Origin of the sequence: Frigoribacterium sp. 9N (assembly GCF_902506305.1) — a bacterium.
In the GTDB taxonomy this organism is placed as follows: domain Bacteria; phylum Actinomycetota; class Actinomycetes; order Actinomycetales; family Microbacteriaceae; genus Frigoribacterium.
In genome coordinates this window covers 2,004,823-2,016,792 of record NZ_LR733392.1, presented here as the reverse complement: position 1 = coordinate 2,016,792, position 11,970 = coordinate 2,004,823, and the positions used below count along the sequence as shown (strand labels likewise).

At 72.4% G+C, this 11,970-nt stretch carries 14 protein-coding genes; 6 read left to right on the top strand and 8 right to left on the bottom strand.

The genetic code is table 11. The features are described 5' to 3' along the window. Nucleotide 1 precedes the first annotated feature (1 nt). Together ARTHRO9V_RS12475 and ARTHRO9V_RS12470 are read right to left on the bottom strand one after the other, a co-directional pair. Nucleotides 2–1,045: an NAD(P)-dependent alcohol dehydrogenase gene (locus ARTHRO9V_RS12475; protein ID WP_056043170.1), complete on the bottom strand. Its 1,044-nt coding sequence runs from the start codon at nt 1,043–1,045 to the stop codon at nt 2–4. 171 nt (nt 1,046–1,216) lie between these two features. Further along, a complete protein-coding gene (locus ARTHRO9V_RS12470; RefSeq protein ID WP_159827628.1) occupies nt 1,217–2,158 on the bottom strand; it encodes an ROK family protein in 942 nt (313 codons plus the stop codon). An 82-nt stretch (nt 2,159–2,240) separates the two neighbouring features. On the opposite strand from ARTHRO9V_RS12470, the gene ARTHRO9V_RS12465 reads away from it, so the two are divergent. Then, on the top strand, nt 2,241–3,164 hold the full coding sequence (locus tag ARTHRO9V_RS12465; RefSeq protein ID WP_159827625.1) for a carbohydrate kinase family protein: 924 nt from the start codon (nt 2,241–2,243) through the stop codon (nt 3,162–3,164). Between the two features lie 63 nt (nt 3,165–3,227). Here the strand turns inward: ARTHRO9V_RS12465 and ARTHRO9V_RS12460 are convergent, their stop codons facing one another. From ARTHRO9V_RS12460 to ARTHRO9V_RS12450, 3 genes are all read right to left on the bottom strand, one after another. Further along, nucleotides 3,228–4,235 carry an NADP-dependent oxidoreductase gene (locus tag ARTHRO9V_RS12460; protein WP_159827622.1) on the bottom strand — a complete coding sequence of 336 codons (1,008 nt, stop codon included), beginning with the start codon at nt 4,233–4,235 and terminating at the stop codon, nt 3,228–3,230. A 167-nt stretch (nt 4,236–4,402) separates the two neighbouring features. Beyond that, the gene (locus ARTHRO9V_RS12455) at nt 4,403–5,305 is read right to left on the bottom strand and encodes a neutral zinc metallopeptidase (protein ID WP_159827619.1); all 903 of its coding nucleotides are present in this window, start codon (nt 5,303–5,305) and stop codon (nt 4,403–4,405) included. 27 nt (nt 5,306–5,332) lie between these two features. Then, the gene (locus tag ARTHRO9V_RS12450; protein WP_123571708.1) at nt 5,333–5,770 is read right to left on the bottom strand and encodes a DUF5997 family protein; all 438 of its coding nucleotides are present in this window, start codon (nt 5,768–5,770) and stop codon (nt 5,333–5,335) included. 33 nt (nt 5,771–5,803) lie between these two features. Here ARTHRO9V_RS12450 and ARTHRO9V_RS12445 point away from each other — a divergent pair, with 33 nt between their 5' ends. The 4 genes from ARTHRO9V_RS12445 to ARTHRO9V_RS12430 all read left to right on the top strand — a co-directional run bounded on the left by ARTHRO9V_RS12445 (nt 5,804) and on the right by ARTHRO9V_RS12430 (nt 7,996). Beyond that, nucleotides 5,804–6,529, top strand: a complete 726-nt coding sequence (locus tag ARTHRO9V_RS12445) for a LysR substrate-binding domain-containing protein (protein ID WP_159827616.1) — start codon at nt 5,804–5,806, stop codon at nt 6,527–6,529. A gap of 59 nt (nt 6,530–6,588) precedes the next feature. Continuing rightward, nucleotides 6,589–7,353, top strand: a complete 765-nt coding sequence (locus tag ARTHRO9V_RS12440; RefSeq protein WP_159827613.1) for an SDR family oxidoreductase — start codon at nt 6,589–6,591, stop codon at nt 7,351–7,353. 147 nt (nt 7,354–7,500) lie between these two features. Continuing rightward, entirely contained in the window at nt 7,501–7,710 is a 210-nt protein-coding gene (locus ARTHRO9V_RS12435) for a DUF2945 domain-containing protein (RefSeq protein WP_054146846.1), read from the top strand. A 49-nt stretch (nt 7,711–7,759) separates the two neighbouring features. Continuing rightward, entirely contained in the window at nt 7,760–7,996 is a 237-nt protein-coding gene (locus tag ARTHRO9V_RS12430) for a hypothetical protein (protein WP_043597179.1), read from the top strand. Here the strand turns inward: ARTHRO9V_RS12430 and ARTHRO9V_RS12425 are convergent. Beyond that, nucleotides 7,989–9,236 (bottom strand): MFS transporter, encoded by a 1,248-nt coding sequence (locus ARTHRO9V_RS12425; RefSeq protein ID WP_255477628.1) that lies wholly within the window; start codon nt 9,234–9,236, stop codon nt 7,989–7,991. The two genes, ARTHRO9V_RS12430 and ARTHRO9V_RS12425, sit on opposite strands and share 8 nt — an antisense overlap. An 86-nt stretch (nt 9,237–9,322) precedes the next feature. Here ARTHRO9V_RS12425 and ARTHRO9V_RS12420 point away from each other — a divergent pair, with 86 nt between their 5' ends. Further along, a complete protein-coding gene (locus ARTHRO9V_RS12420; RefSeq protein WP_158612926.1) occupies nt 9,323–10,015 on the top strand; it encodes a TetR/AcrR family transcriptional regulator in 693 nt (230 codons plus the stop codon). 53 nt (nt 10,016–10,068) lie between these two features. Here the strand turns inward: ARTHRO9V_RS12420 and ARTHRO9V_RS12415 are convergent, their stop codons facing one another. Both ARTHRO9V_RS12415 and ARTHRO9V_RS12410 read right to left on the bottom strand, forming a co-directional pair. Continuing rightward, the gene (locus ARTHRO9V_RS12415) at nt 10,069–10,923 is read right to left on the bottom strand and encodes an ABC transporter permease (protein ID WP_123571703.1); all 855 of its coding nucleotides are present in this window, start codon (nt 10,921–10,923) and stop codon (nt 10,069–10,071) included. Continuing rightward, nucleotides 10,920–11,969 (bottom strand): ATP-binding cassette domain-containing protein, encoded by a 1,050-nt coding sequence (locus tag ARTHRO9V_RS12410; RefSeq protein ID WP_123571702.1) that lies wholly within the window; start codon nt 11,967–11,969, stop codon nt 10,920–10,922. The genes ARTHRO9V_RS12415 and ARTHRO9V_RS12410 overlap by 4 nt, the downstream gene beginning before the upstream one ends. Nucleotide 11,970 lies beyond the last annotated feature (1 nt).

Genomic DNA, 11,970 nt, shown 5'->3' with positions numbered 1-11,970 from the left:
GCTAGATGGTCGCGGTGTCGATCACGAAGCGGTAGCGGACCTTGCTGGCGACGACGCGCTCGTAGGCCTCGTCGACCTCGTCGGCGCCGATCGTCTCGATCTCGGCTCCGATGTGGTGCTCGGCGCAGAAGTCCAGCATCTCTTGCGTCTCGGGGATGCCGCCGATGTTCGAGCCGGCGAGGCTGCGCCGGCCACCGATCAGCGAGCCGGCGCTGAACGACTGCGGGTTCTCGGGCAGGCCGACGAACACCATGGTGCCGTTCAGGCGCAGGGTGCGGGCGTAGGCGTCGATGTCCATGTCGGCCGAGATCGTGTTGATGATCAGGTCGAACGAGCTGCGCAGCTGCGTGAACGTCTCGGGGTCGCTCGAGGCGTAGTAGTGGTCGGCACCGAGCTTGAGGCCGTCCTCCTGCTTGGACAGGGTCTGGCTGATGACGGTGACCTCGGCGCCCAGCGCGTGGGCGATCTTGACGGCCATGTGGCCGAGCCCGCCCATGCCGACGACCGCGACCTTCTTGCCGGGACCGGCACCCCAGTGCTTGAGGGGCGAGTAGGTCGTGATGCCGGCGCAGAGCAGCGGCGCGGCCTCGTCGAGCGAGATGCCCTCGGGGATCGACAGCACGTAGTTCTCGTCGGCGACGATCTGCTTGGCGTAGCCGCCGTAGGTGGGCTCGCCCGAGTACTGGCGGCCGTTGTAGGTCGCGACGTTGCCCTTGACGCAGAACTGCTGCTCGCCCGCGAGGCAGTTCTCGCACTCGCGGCAGCTGTCGACGAAGCAGCCGATGCCGACGCGGTCGCCGACCTTGTGCTTCGTGACGTCGGAGCCGACCTCGGTGACGATGCCGGCGATCTCGTGGCCGGGCACCATCGGGAAGATGGCCTTGCCCCATTCTTCGCGGGCCTGGTGGATGTCGCTGTGGCAGATGCCGGCGAACGCGATGTCGATCTGGACGTCGTTCGGGCCGACGTCGCGCAGTTCGACCGTGGAGTGCTCGAAGGGGGCGCCGGCGGACGGCGTGAGCAGGACGGGGACGGTGGTGGGCATGAGATGACCTCTCTGCGAGTGGTGGTGCGGTGGTGGTGCGCGCCCCGCGGGCGCGACGGATTCCGACGACGTTGTGGGATGCAACCCAGCCTAGGCGGCGCCCCCGACAGCGGCTCCCAGAGAAGCGGCGGACCGGAGGAGGCGCGGGTCGTCGACCCGAGGAGGCGCGGCTCAGCCGAGCAGCTCGGCCTGCCAGACGAGCGCCGCGGCCCCGACCAGGGGGCTCTCGTCGCTCAGGCCCGAGCGGACGACCCGGACGCGACGGGCGTACTCGTTGACCGGCGCCTCCTGGACCGCGGCCCGGACGAGGTCGAGGTAGTCGTCGCTGACGCGCGAGAAGCCGCCGCCGATCGCGACCACGTCGAGGTCGAGCAGGGTCGTGACCGACGAGATCGCCTCGCCCACGGCGTTCGCGGAGCGACGCACCGCCGCGACGGCGATCGCGTCCCCGGCGACGTAGCCGGCGGCGAGGTCCTCGCCGCGCTCGCCCGTCCAGCCTCGTTGCCGGGCCCAGGCGACGACGTTCGGGCCCGAGGCGATGACCTCGAGCGTGGCGGCCCAGGCGCTCTCGCCCTCGGGGCGGTCCGCGATCTGGATCTGGCCGATGTGACCGGCGTTGCCCGTGCCTCCCGAGAGCAGCCGGCCGTTGACGATCAGGCCGCCGCCGACGCCGGTCGAGACGGTGATCGCGAGGGCGTTGTCCGCCCCCTGCGTGGCACCCACCCAGTGCTCGGCGAGGGCGAGGCTGACGCCGTCGAGCCGTAGCGTGACCGGGGCCGCGTCGGGCAGGGTCGACGCCGCCAGGGCCGCCACCTGCTCGCGCAGCGGATAGCCGCGCCAGGCGTGCAGGTTGATCGGCGAGACGGTGCCGTGCACGAGGTCGACGGGCCCGGCGCTGCCGATGCCCGCCCCGACGAGGACGTGACCGTCGGGCAGGGCGTCGAGGGCGTGCGCGACGACCGCGCGGACCGCCTCGGCGAGTTCGTCGGACGTCGACCCGGCACCGGTGGGGCGTCGGTCGCGACTTCCGTCGAGGAGGGCTCCGTCGGAGGCGACCAGCGCCGCCTCGACCTTCGTTCCGCCCACGTCGACGGCCAGTGCGTAATCGGTCACGTCGGCCAGCGTAGCGGGGGAGTGCGGCCCGACCGCGTGCCGGAATAGGGTGGCTCCCGGCACGCTGACGAAAGGCACCCCCATGGACACCACCGACGGTCGGGTCGCCGTTCTCGGCGACGCCCTCATCGACGAGCTCCGGACCGACGAGGGCTCGACCGACCACGTCGGCGGGGCCGGCCTCAACGTCGCCGTCGGGCTGTCTCGCCTCGGCGTGCCCACGACCTTGCTCGCCTCGATCGGGGACGACGCCGACGGCGAGGCCATCCGGTCGTTCCTCGCCGAGCACGGCGTCGAGCTCGTCCCGACGATCAACCCCCTCGGCACCGGCCGGGCGGTCTCGCTGCGGGTGGCCGGCGAGCCGACCTACGTCTTCACCGACGCCGCCGTCGCCCGCGGTCTCGACTTCTCGCCCGGGCAGCGGGCCGTGCTCGACGCCGCCCCCGTGGTCGCCGTCAGCTCGTACCCGTTCGACGACGCCCCGCTGACCGATCGCTTGCTGCGCGCGGTCGGCACCGACCCCGTGCGGCTCGTCGTCGACCCGAACCCGCGGCCGGGGTTCCTGCCCGGCGGGGCCGCGCAGATCGCCGACTTCGCCGCCGGCTTCGAGCGGGTCGCGGCCTCGGCCCTGCTCGTCAAGATCGGTGACGACGACGCCGAACTCGTCGCCGGGCGCTCGCTCGACGACTGGCAGGAGGCGCTGCTCGCGGCGGGCACCGGGGGAGTGCTCGCGACCCGCGGCTCGGCCGGGGCGGGTCTGGTGCTGGCCCCGTCGGCCGGCGACACGGCGGGCACCTCGCTCACCCGCGGCATCTCGGACGCCGACGGCGAGGTCGTCGACACGATGGGTGCGGGCGACGCGACCTTCGCGTCGATCGTCGCCTCGTTGCTCGCCGAGCGGCGCGGGCCCGGTTCGGTCGACTGGGCGGCCGCCCTCGGGCGGGCCATGGACGTGGCGGCGGCGACGGTCAGGGCTCCGGGAGCGCTCCTCCGGCTGCCCCGGTGACGTCGGCGGGTCCGGTGGTGCGCGCCTCCTGCGCCCGCCCGCCTCGCCCGCCGGGCGGGAGGCTCAGCCCAGCGACTCGGCGACCGCCCGCGCCTTGCCCGACAGGTACCAGTGCGATCGGGCGCCGGTCTCGACCGGTTGCATGCCGACGACGACCTTGCCGCGCGAGTGCTGCTCGGCGAGGTCCTCGAACGCCTGGGCGATGTAGTCGAACGGGTAGAAGCCCGAGACGAGCACGCGCAGCTTGTTCTCGGCGATGAGCTTCGCGAGGGCCGAGAGGATCATCGCGGGTTCGGTGTCGTCGCGCTCGGCGCCGATGAAGCGGATCTCGCGCTCGAGGCGGTCCTCGCTCGAGCTGAAGCGCGCCGGCAGCACGCCGAGGTCGGTGCTGAGGGCGGGGTTGTCCCCGCCGAAGTTGTCGATGAACGCCGTCACGTGGCGGTCGGTGCCCGCGGCCTTGTCGATGCGCTCGCGGAGGCCTTCGCCGTAGTCGACGGGCACGACCCCGATCGAGCGGAGGTAGTCGTGGTTGCCCGGGCTGCAGGTGCCGATCACCTTGGCTCCGAGCTGCAGGGCGAGCTGGCACTCGATGTGGCCGACGCCGCCCGCCGCGGCCGTGATGACCACGACGTCGTCGGGTCCGAGGTGCAGGCTGCGGACCGTGTCGTAGGCGGTGGCCCCGGCGAGGTAGAGCCCACCGGCGACTTCCCACGGGACGTGCTGCGGCTTGGGCACCACGGCGCTGGCCGGCACGGCGATGTAGGTCGCGTGCGCGCCGCCGCCCACCGCGTGGCCGATCACCTCGGCGCCGACGGAGAAGTTGCGCACGGCGGCCCCGCGCTTCTTGACGATGCCGGCGAAGCACGACCCTTCGCGGGCCGGGAAGTCGAGGGGCAGCCGGTCGACGAAGTCCCCTTGCCGGATGAAGTTCTCGATGTGGTTGAGGCCGGCGCAGATCACCTCGACGACGACCTCGTCGTCGGCGGGCGTCGGCAGCGGCTGCTCGACGAAGTGCAGCTGCGAGACGTCTCCGTACCCGTCGAACTCGATGGCCTTGCCCGGTCGTGCCATGACGCGCCTCCACTGCTGTCGTCGCGGCGGCGCCAGTGCCGTCGCGAGGGTGAGTGAAGTGTGCGCCCTCCGGACCGCCGTCGCCCGGAGGACGCGCTTCGAGTTGCCTGGACGCACCGTGCCGCGGTGCGGCGCCGACCGTCGGGAGGCGCGGGTCGGCCTCGTCGTCAGAGCTGGTCGGTCGGCACCGAGAAGGTGTCGCAGGCCGTCGCGCCCTGGCTGCGCCCGGTCTCGAACCACCTCTGACGCTGCTCGGCCGAGCCGTGCGTCCAGGTGTCGGGGTCGACCTGGCCGCCGCTCGCGGACTGGATGCGGTCGTCGCCGACCGCCGCGGCCGCGTCGAGCGCGTCGGCGACCTGCTGGTCGGTGACGGGCTCGAGGAACGTGGTGCCGTCGGCGTCCGCGATGGTCGACGCCGAGCCGACCCACGCCCCGGAGTAGCAATCCGCCTGCACCTCGAGCCGGATGGTGTCGGAGCCCGGCCCGGTGTCGCTGCGGTCGGCGCGGTCGAAGGCCCCGGTCAGCTGCTGGACGTGGTGGCCCCACTCGTGGCCGACGACGTACATCTGGGCGAGGGGGCCGCCGCTTGCGCCGAACTGCGACCGGAGCTGCTCGAAGAAGTCGGTGTCGACGAAGAGGGCCTCGTCGGGCGGGCAGTAGAACGGGCCGGTGGCGCTCGTCGCCCCACCGCAGCCGGTGTCGGTCGAGCCGCTGAAGAGGAAGAAGTCGGGGGTGCGGTAGTCGGTGACGCCGAGTGCCGGGGCCTCGGCGGCCCAGTACGCGTCGAGCGAGTCGGCCGCACCGACCATGCGGCAGTCGACGCTGTCGTTGGCCTGCGCGCCGGTGGTGCACTCGGACGACAGGTCGCCCTCACTGACCGGCTGGGCGCCTCCGCCGGCCGTCCCACCGCCGAGCAGTCCCGAGACGTCGACGCCGGTGACCTGGCTGATGAGGAAGACGGCGATCACGCCGACGATGCCGATGCCGCCGCCGGCGACACCCACCGTGCGACCGCGACCGCGTCGCTTGACCTTGCTGCCGTCGAGGCGCGCGTCATCGTTGAAGGACATGTCGCCGACGGTAGCGCAGGGCGGGGGTCAGTGCCCTTCGGCGGCTTCTTTCGCCTCGCGCTCCTTGCGGAGGACCTCGCGGCCGGCGTTGCGCTCCTTGACACGCAGTTCTTCTTCGCGCACGTCGGCGTGGATGCCGCGTTCGGTGCGCAGCCAGTCGGGCATCTCGTCGAGCAGGGCGTGGATCTCGTCGGTGGTCATGACGTCGTCGACGCCGGCGCGGGCGAGGCCCGAGGTCGAGATGCCGAGCTTCTGGGCGACGACCGGCCGCGGGTGCGGACCGGTGCGGCGCAGGTCGGACAACCACTCGGGCGGGTTCGTGCTGAGCTCGGCGAAGGCCTCGCGCGTGACGGGGGCGGCCTGGAACTCGGCGGGCGTGGCCGGCAGGTACACGCCGAGCTTCTTGGCGGCCGTGAAGGGCTTGAGGGTCTGCGGCTGCTTGCCGGACGGCGCGTCGGAGGTCATCTGCCCAGGGTACCGGGCCGATACCCTCGACCCATGACGACCGAGCCGACCCGCGTCCCGTTCCGCATCGGGGTCGTGCCCGGCGTGACCCTGTCGAAGTGGTCGAGGCTCTGGGAGGAGCGCCGCCCCGAGACCCCGCTGGCCTTCGTGCCGCTCACCGACCTCGACGCGGTGCCCGCCCTCGACGACGATCGGGGCGACGACCGGGTCGACATGGTCCTGGCCCGACTGCCGATCGAGGTCGAGGGGTTGTCGGTCATCCGCCTCTACGACGAGCGGGCCGTCGTCGTCGTGCCGAAGGACCACGCCGTCGCCGCGGCCGGCGCCGAGGACGAGGTCGAGGCCGCGGCGTTCGCCGACGAGCACCGGCACGACCTCGACCCGTCCCTGTCGCTCGCCGACGCCGTGGCCGTCGTCGCGACCGGGGCCGGCGTCGCCGTCATGCCGCAGTCGCTGGCACGGCTGCACGCCCGGAAGGAGGTCACCTACCGTTACGTCGCCGACCTGCCGCCGACCACGATCGCGCTGGTCTGGCCCGAGGGCGAGCTCACCGACGACCTCGACGACTTCATCGGCGTCGTGCGGGGTCGCACGGCCCGCAGCTCCCGGTCGAGGAGGCGCGACGAGCCCGAGCAGGAGGCCCCGGCCCGCAAGGGGTCGGCTCCCGACCCGCGCGGGGCGAAGCCGAAGCGCACGCCGCCGAAGGGCCGAGGGCCCCAGCGCGGCACGGGTCGCAGCCGACCGCGCCGAGGGCGCTGACCCCCTCGCCGACGGGCCGGCCGGTCTGCCAAGCTGAGCGGGTGTCGAAGGAGCCCCGCATGTCGAAGAAGATCTGTCTGCTCACCGGTGCCGGCCGCACGAACTCGATCGCGAACGGCATCGCCCACGAGCTCGCCGCCGACGGCTGGGACCTCGCGCTGACCACCTGGGACGGTTACGACGCTGCCATGCCCTGGGGACTCGCGGCCGTCGACGTGGGCTCGCTCGTCTCCGAGCTCGAGGCCGCGGGTGCGCGCGTGGCCGTGTACCCGGCGGATCTGGCGGACCCCGCTACCCCCGCGCGCCTCCTCGGGGCGGTGAACGACGACCTGGGGCCGGTGACGGCGCTCGTGCTGTCGCACTCGCACAGCGTGGACTCGTCGATCCTCGACACGACGCTCGAGAGCTGGGACGCGCACTACGCCGTCAACGTGCGGGCGGCGTGGCTCGCGATCAAGGCGTTCGCCGAGCAGCTGCCCCCGGTCGACCTGCTCGACGAGGGTGCCCGCATCGTCGCCCTGACGAGTGACCACGTCGTGCACAACCTGCCCTACGGCTCGAGCAAGGGTGCCCTCGACCGGCTCGTCATCGCGGCCGCCCGGGAGCTCGGGCACCTCGGCGTCTCGTCGAACGCCCTGAACCCCGGGCCGATCGACACGGGCTGGATGGACGACGAGATCCGCGCGAGCGGCATCGAGCGGCAACCGACCGGCCGTCTCGGCACGCCCACCGACCTCGGTCGGGTCGTGCGCTTCCTGCTGTCGCCCGAGGGACGCTGGATCTCGGGCCAGCTGATCAAGGCCGACGGCGGCTTCTCGGTCTGACCGGTCCGGCCCGCCGCCCGACCACGGATCGCCGCGCCCTGTACCCCGCGTCGCTGGGTGACGGGTCGGCGCAGGCGGGGTACCGTCCACGCCACCACCGCGCGGCACCGGACGCCGACGGACGGATCGACACACCAAGGAGGCGCGATGTCGTTCAGCAAGGGAGATCACGTCACCTGGAACACCCCCCAGGGCGAGACCCACGGCACGGTCGTGGAGAAGCGCGTGAAGGAGTTCCAGCTCGACGGGCAGAAGTTCAAGGCCTCGGACGACGAGCCCTACTTCGTCGTCGAGAGCGACAAGAGCGGGGCGAAGGCCGCCCACAAGGGTTCGTCGTTGAGCCCGAAGAAGAAGTAGCACCAGCCGCACCCCACCCACCACCGCCCCACCCCACGAGGAGAACACCATGGCCGACCTGAACGACGTGCGCTGGAACGACGAAGCGCGCGACAAGATCCTGACCGACGCCGACAACGTGCTGCGCGACGCCGTCCGCGACGCGGCCGCAGCCCACTCGGGCGAGTCGTGGGAGGAGTCCTTCAAGGCGATCAACGACGCCGTCAAGGACCGCTTCATCGACTACGAGCCCGGCCCGGACGTCCGCAAGTACGCCGAGGCGATCGAGCGCGGCGACTTCAGCTGACCCGCGCCTCCTGGCCGGCGTCGATCCGTCGCACCCGTGAGCTCAGCGCCACGGCCACCGCGACGGCGACCACGAGGCCGGCCAGGGCGGCGAGGGTGGCCGGGGTGCCGATCACCTGGGTGAGCGGTCCGACCACCACCTCGCCGACGGGCACGCCCGCCAACGACGCCAGCGTCAGGCACGAGAAGACGCGCCCCAGGTAGGCCCCCGGCACCTGCCGCTGGACGGCCACGTCCAGCGGCACCGTGAAGACCTCGAGCCCGACGCTGGCGGCGAAGAGGCCGAGGCTGATCCAGAAGAACCAGTGCAGCGGGTCGAAGACCACGGGGTCGGTGCCGTAGGCGAACGACAGCAGCACGAGCGGCAGGGCCAGCGCCGCGGCGCCGAGGCAGGCGGCCCACAACCGGAGCCGCCCGCGGAGGGCCCCGGCCCAGTACGCCCCGACGATCAGGCCGAGGGTCTGCAGGGCACCCGCGAACCCCCAGAGCAGACGTCCGAACGACTGGTCGGCCACGAGCGGGCCGACCACCTGGACCCCGCCCGCGAAGGCGAACTGGAACGTGAACGCGAGCGCCGCGGTCGAGACGAGCCAGCGCGTGCGCCAGACGAAGCCGAGTCCGCTGCCGAGGTCCTCGAGCACCGACGTCCCTCCGGAGGCGCGGGCACCGTCCCGGGGCAACCCCACGAAGACGACCGCCGCGACCACGTAGACGACCGCGCCGACGGCCAGGGCGACGCCCGATCCGGCGGTCGCCACCACGGCCCCGCCCACCGCCGTGCCGATCACCAACCCGACGTTCATGCCGACGCGGCTGAGAACCGTCGCGTCCCGCAGCCGGTCGTCGGGGACGGTCTCGCGCAGCAGGGCGCTCGTGGCAGGGCCGAAGAAGGCGGCCGCGGCGCCGTTCACCGCGCCGACCGCCGCGAGGGTGGGCAACGTCTCGGTCTGCGTCAGCATCAGGGCGGCCGCGACGACGAGCGACGCCGCCGACAGCCACGACGAGGCGATCGCGACGGTGCGTTTCGAGAAGCGGTCCGCGAGGGCACCGCCGACCAGGACCAGCGCGATGTTGGGCACCGACCGGGCGACGACCACGAGCCCGAGGTCGACGGCGTCGGCCCCCAGGTCGATCGCCGCGAAGACGATGGCCAGGGGCGCGAAGCCGCTGCCCACCCACGAGAACAGGCGCCCGACCCAGAGGGCCCGGAAGGCAGGCATTCTCAGCAGCGACCACGGCACCGCTGAACTCTATGCCGACGCACCGTGTGCGGACGCCGCGTCCCGCGGCGTCGTCATCCGCGCGGGGACGACCTAGGCTGACCCCGATGGACGCCCCCGAGCCCGACACGACCCGCGCCGACGTCACCGACGTCCCGCCGGTCGCTGCGGTGCGCGAACCCGGCCGCTACCGCAAGGGCATCGCCAAGCGCGAGGCGATCCTCGACGCGGCCCTGCCGGTCTTCGGCAAGGTCGGGTTCCACGGTGCCACCCTGCGCGAGATCGCGCGGCGGTGCGGCGTCTCGCACCAGTCGCTCATGCACTACTTCCCGACCAAGGACGAACTGCTGATGGCCGTGCTCCGGCGGCGCGACGAACGACTGCGACGCCACTTCGACGACGACGGTGGCATGCGCGTCGACGAGCTCGTCGCGCTCGCCGAGTACAACGTCGACGTGCCGGTCGTCATCTCGCTGTTCATCACGGCGTCCGCCGAGGCCACCTCACCCGACCACCCGGCGCACCGCTACTACGCCGACTACTACGAGCGCATCGTCTCGTCGACGTCGGCCTACCTCGGGCTCGCCCAGGCCCGCGGCTGGTTGCGCGACGGCTACACCGCCGAGTCGGCGGCTCGCGTCGTGCTCGCGGTGCAGGACGGTCTGCAGTTGCAGTGGTTGTACGAGCGCGACGCCGTGGACGTCCCGGCCCTGATGCGCCTCGTGATCGCGAGCGTCCTCACGGTGCCGACGAGCGAACTCGACGCCGCCGTGCGCGAGGCGGCCGGGCACGCGGGCTGACCCGCGCCTCCTCGGCGGACGGGCGACGGCCGGCGGCGGACGGCGGGCGTCCGCTACTTCGCGCTGATGCGCTGGAACTTGCGGATGCACAGCGGCACGAAGACCACCAGCATCACGGTGATGCCGAGCAGGACGGTCGCGTAGGGGTGCTGCATCGTCCAGATGTCGGGCACCGGGGTGGCGCCCAGGTTGCCGAACGAGGTGCGGGCGGCCTGCACGAGCGACGACACCGGGTTCCACTCGGCGAAGACCCTCAGCACGGTCGGCAGGGTGTCGCTCGGCACGAACGCGTTCGAGACGAAGGTCAACGGGAACAGGATCATGAACGACGCGTTGTTGATGGTCTCGGGCGTCTTGACGCTCATGCCGAGCAGGGCCATCACCCAGCTGAACGAGTAGCTGAACAGCAGCAGCAGGGCGACCCCGCCGACGAACGAGGCAGGTGAGGCGTTGACCCTCCAGCCGACGGCGAGACCGGTGAGCATCATGATGACCATCGAGATCGTGTTGAGCGCCAGGTCGCTGTTCGTGCGACCGATCAGCACGGCCGACGGGCTCATCGGCAGGGTGCGGAACCGGTCGATGATGCCCTCCTTCAGGTCTTGGGCCATGGCGGCACCGGAGAAGGTCGAGCCGAAGACCACGGTCTGCGCGAAGATGCCCGCCATGAGGAACTGCGTGTAGTCGGTGCCCTGGACGGCGATGGCACCGCCGTAGACCTGGCTGAAGAGCAGGACGAACATGATCGGTTGCAGCACGGCGAAGATCAGCATGTCGGGCGAGCGCTTCACCTTGATCAGGTTGCGCTTGGTGACCGTCCAGCCGTCCGAGGCCCAGGTGCCGAGGCCCGTGTCGGTCGACGGGACGAGCGTCTGCGCCAGGGCGGAGGTGGTTCCGGTGGTGGTCATGCCCGTGCCTCTCTCTTCTTCGCACCGCGCCGGCCGCGACCTCGACCGCCGGCCGGGTCGTCGTCGGGGGAGTCGTGGTCGTCGCCCGCGTCGTCGTCGGCCGCGCGGTGGCCGGTGAGCTGGAGGAACACGTCGTCGAGGGTGGGGCGTCGCATGCCGGCGTCGTGCAGCTCGATGCCGGCCGCCCCGAGGTCGGCGAGCGTCCGTTGCAGGGCGGTCGGGCCGTCGGTGACCGCGACCTCGAGCTGGCGACCGTCGGCCCCGACGGCCGGCTCGGAGTCGCCGTGCCGCCGGAGCACCTCGACCGCCTGGTCGGCCCGCGCCTCGTCGACGAGGGCGACGACGAGGCGGTGGCCGCCGACCTGGGCCTTGAGCTGGTCGGCCGTGCCCTCGGCGATGACGGCGCCACCGTCGATGACCGAGATGTCGTCGGCCAGGCGATCGGCCTCCTCGAGGTACTGCGTGGTCAGCAGCACCGTCGTGCCACCGTCGACCAGCCCGGTGATGATGTCCCAGAGGGCGAGGCGGCTGCGGGGATCGAGCCCCGTCGTCGGCTCGTCGAGGAAGAGCACGCGCGGGTTCGTCACGAGCGCCCCGGCGAGGTCGATCCGTCGGCGCATGCCGCCCGAGAAGCCCTTGACCGGCCGGTCGCCCGCAGCGGCGAGGTCAAAGACCTCGATCAGCTCGCGGGCGCGATCCCGACTCACTCGGCTGCCCAGGTGGTACAGCCTTCCGATCATGTCGAGGTTCTCGAATCCGGTGAGGTTCTCGTCGACGGCGGCGTACTGCCCCGAGACGCCGATCGAGCGGCGCACGGCCTGGGCGTCGGCGACGACGTCGAGCCCGGCGATCGTGGCCGTGCCGGCGTCCGGACGTTCGAGGGTGGTGAGCATCTTGACGCCCGTGGTCTTGCCCGCGCCGTTCGGCCCGAGCAGCGCCTTGACGGTGCCCTCGGGCACGATCAGGTCGAGGCCGGTCAGTGCGTGGACCGGGCCGGACTTCGACCGGTAGGTCTTCGTGAGGCCGCGGGCCTCGATCATCGCCATG

Excerpts from the sequence above, each read along its gene's own strand:
- ARTHRO9V_RS12475 (WP_056043170.1), bottom strand. The coding sequence starts at position 1,045 with ATGCCCACCACCGTCCCCGTCCTGCTCACGCCGTCCGCCGGCGCCCCC.
- ARTHRO9V_RS12465 (WP_159827625.1), top strand. The coding sequence starts at position 2,241 with ATGGACACCACCGACGGTCGGGTCGCCGTTCTCGGCGACGCCCTCATC.
- ARTHRO9V_RS12460 (WP_159827622.1), bottom strand. The coding sequence starts at position 4,235 with ATGGCACGACCGGGCAAGGCCATCGAGTTCGACGGGTACGGAGACGTC.
- ARTHRO9V_RS12455 (WP_159827619.1), bottom strand. The coding sequence starts at position 5,305 with ATGTCCTTCAACGATGACGCGCGCCTCGACGGCAGCAAGGTCAAGCGA.
- ARTHRO9V_RS12450 (WP_123571708.1), bottom strand. The coding sequence starts at position 5,770 with ATGACCTCCGACGCGCCGTCCGGCAAGCAGCCGCAGACCCTCAAGCCC.
- ARTHRO9V_RS12445 (WP_159827616.1), top strand. The coding sequence starts at position 5,804 with ATGACGACCGAGCCGACCCGCGTCCCGTTCCGCATCGGGGTCGTGCCC.
- ARTHRO9V_RS12440 (WP_159827613.1), top strand. The coding sequence starts at position 6,589 with ATGTCGAAGAAGATCTGTCTGCTCACCGGTGCCGGCCGCACGAACTCG.
- ARTHRO9V_RS12435 (WP_054146846.1), top strand. The coding sequence starts at position 7,501 with ATGTCGTTCAGCAAGGGAGATCACGTCACCTGGAACACCCCCCAGGGC.
- ARTHRO9V_RS12430 (WP_043597179.1), top strand. The coding sequence starts at position 7,760 with ATGGCCGACCTGAACGACGTGCGCTGGAACGACGAAGCGCGCGACAAG.
- ARTHRO9V_RS12420 (WP_158612926.1), top strand. The coding sequence starts at position 9,323 with ATGGACGCCCCCGAGCCCGACACGACCCGCGCCGACGTCACCGACGTC.
- ARTHRO9V_RS12415 (WP_123571703.1), bottom strand. The coding sequence starts at position 10,923 with ATGACCACCACCGGAACCACCTCCGCCCTGGCGCAGACGCTCGTCCCG.
- ARTHRO9V_RS12410 (WP_123571702.1), bottom strand. The coding sequence starts at position 11,969 with ATGGCGATGATCGAGGCCCGCGGCCTCACGAAGACCTACCGGTCGAAG.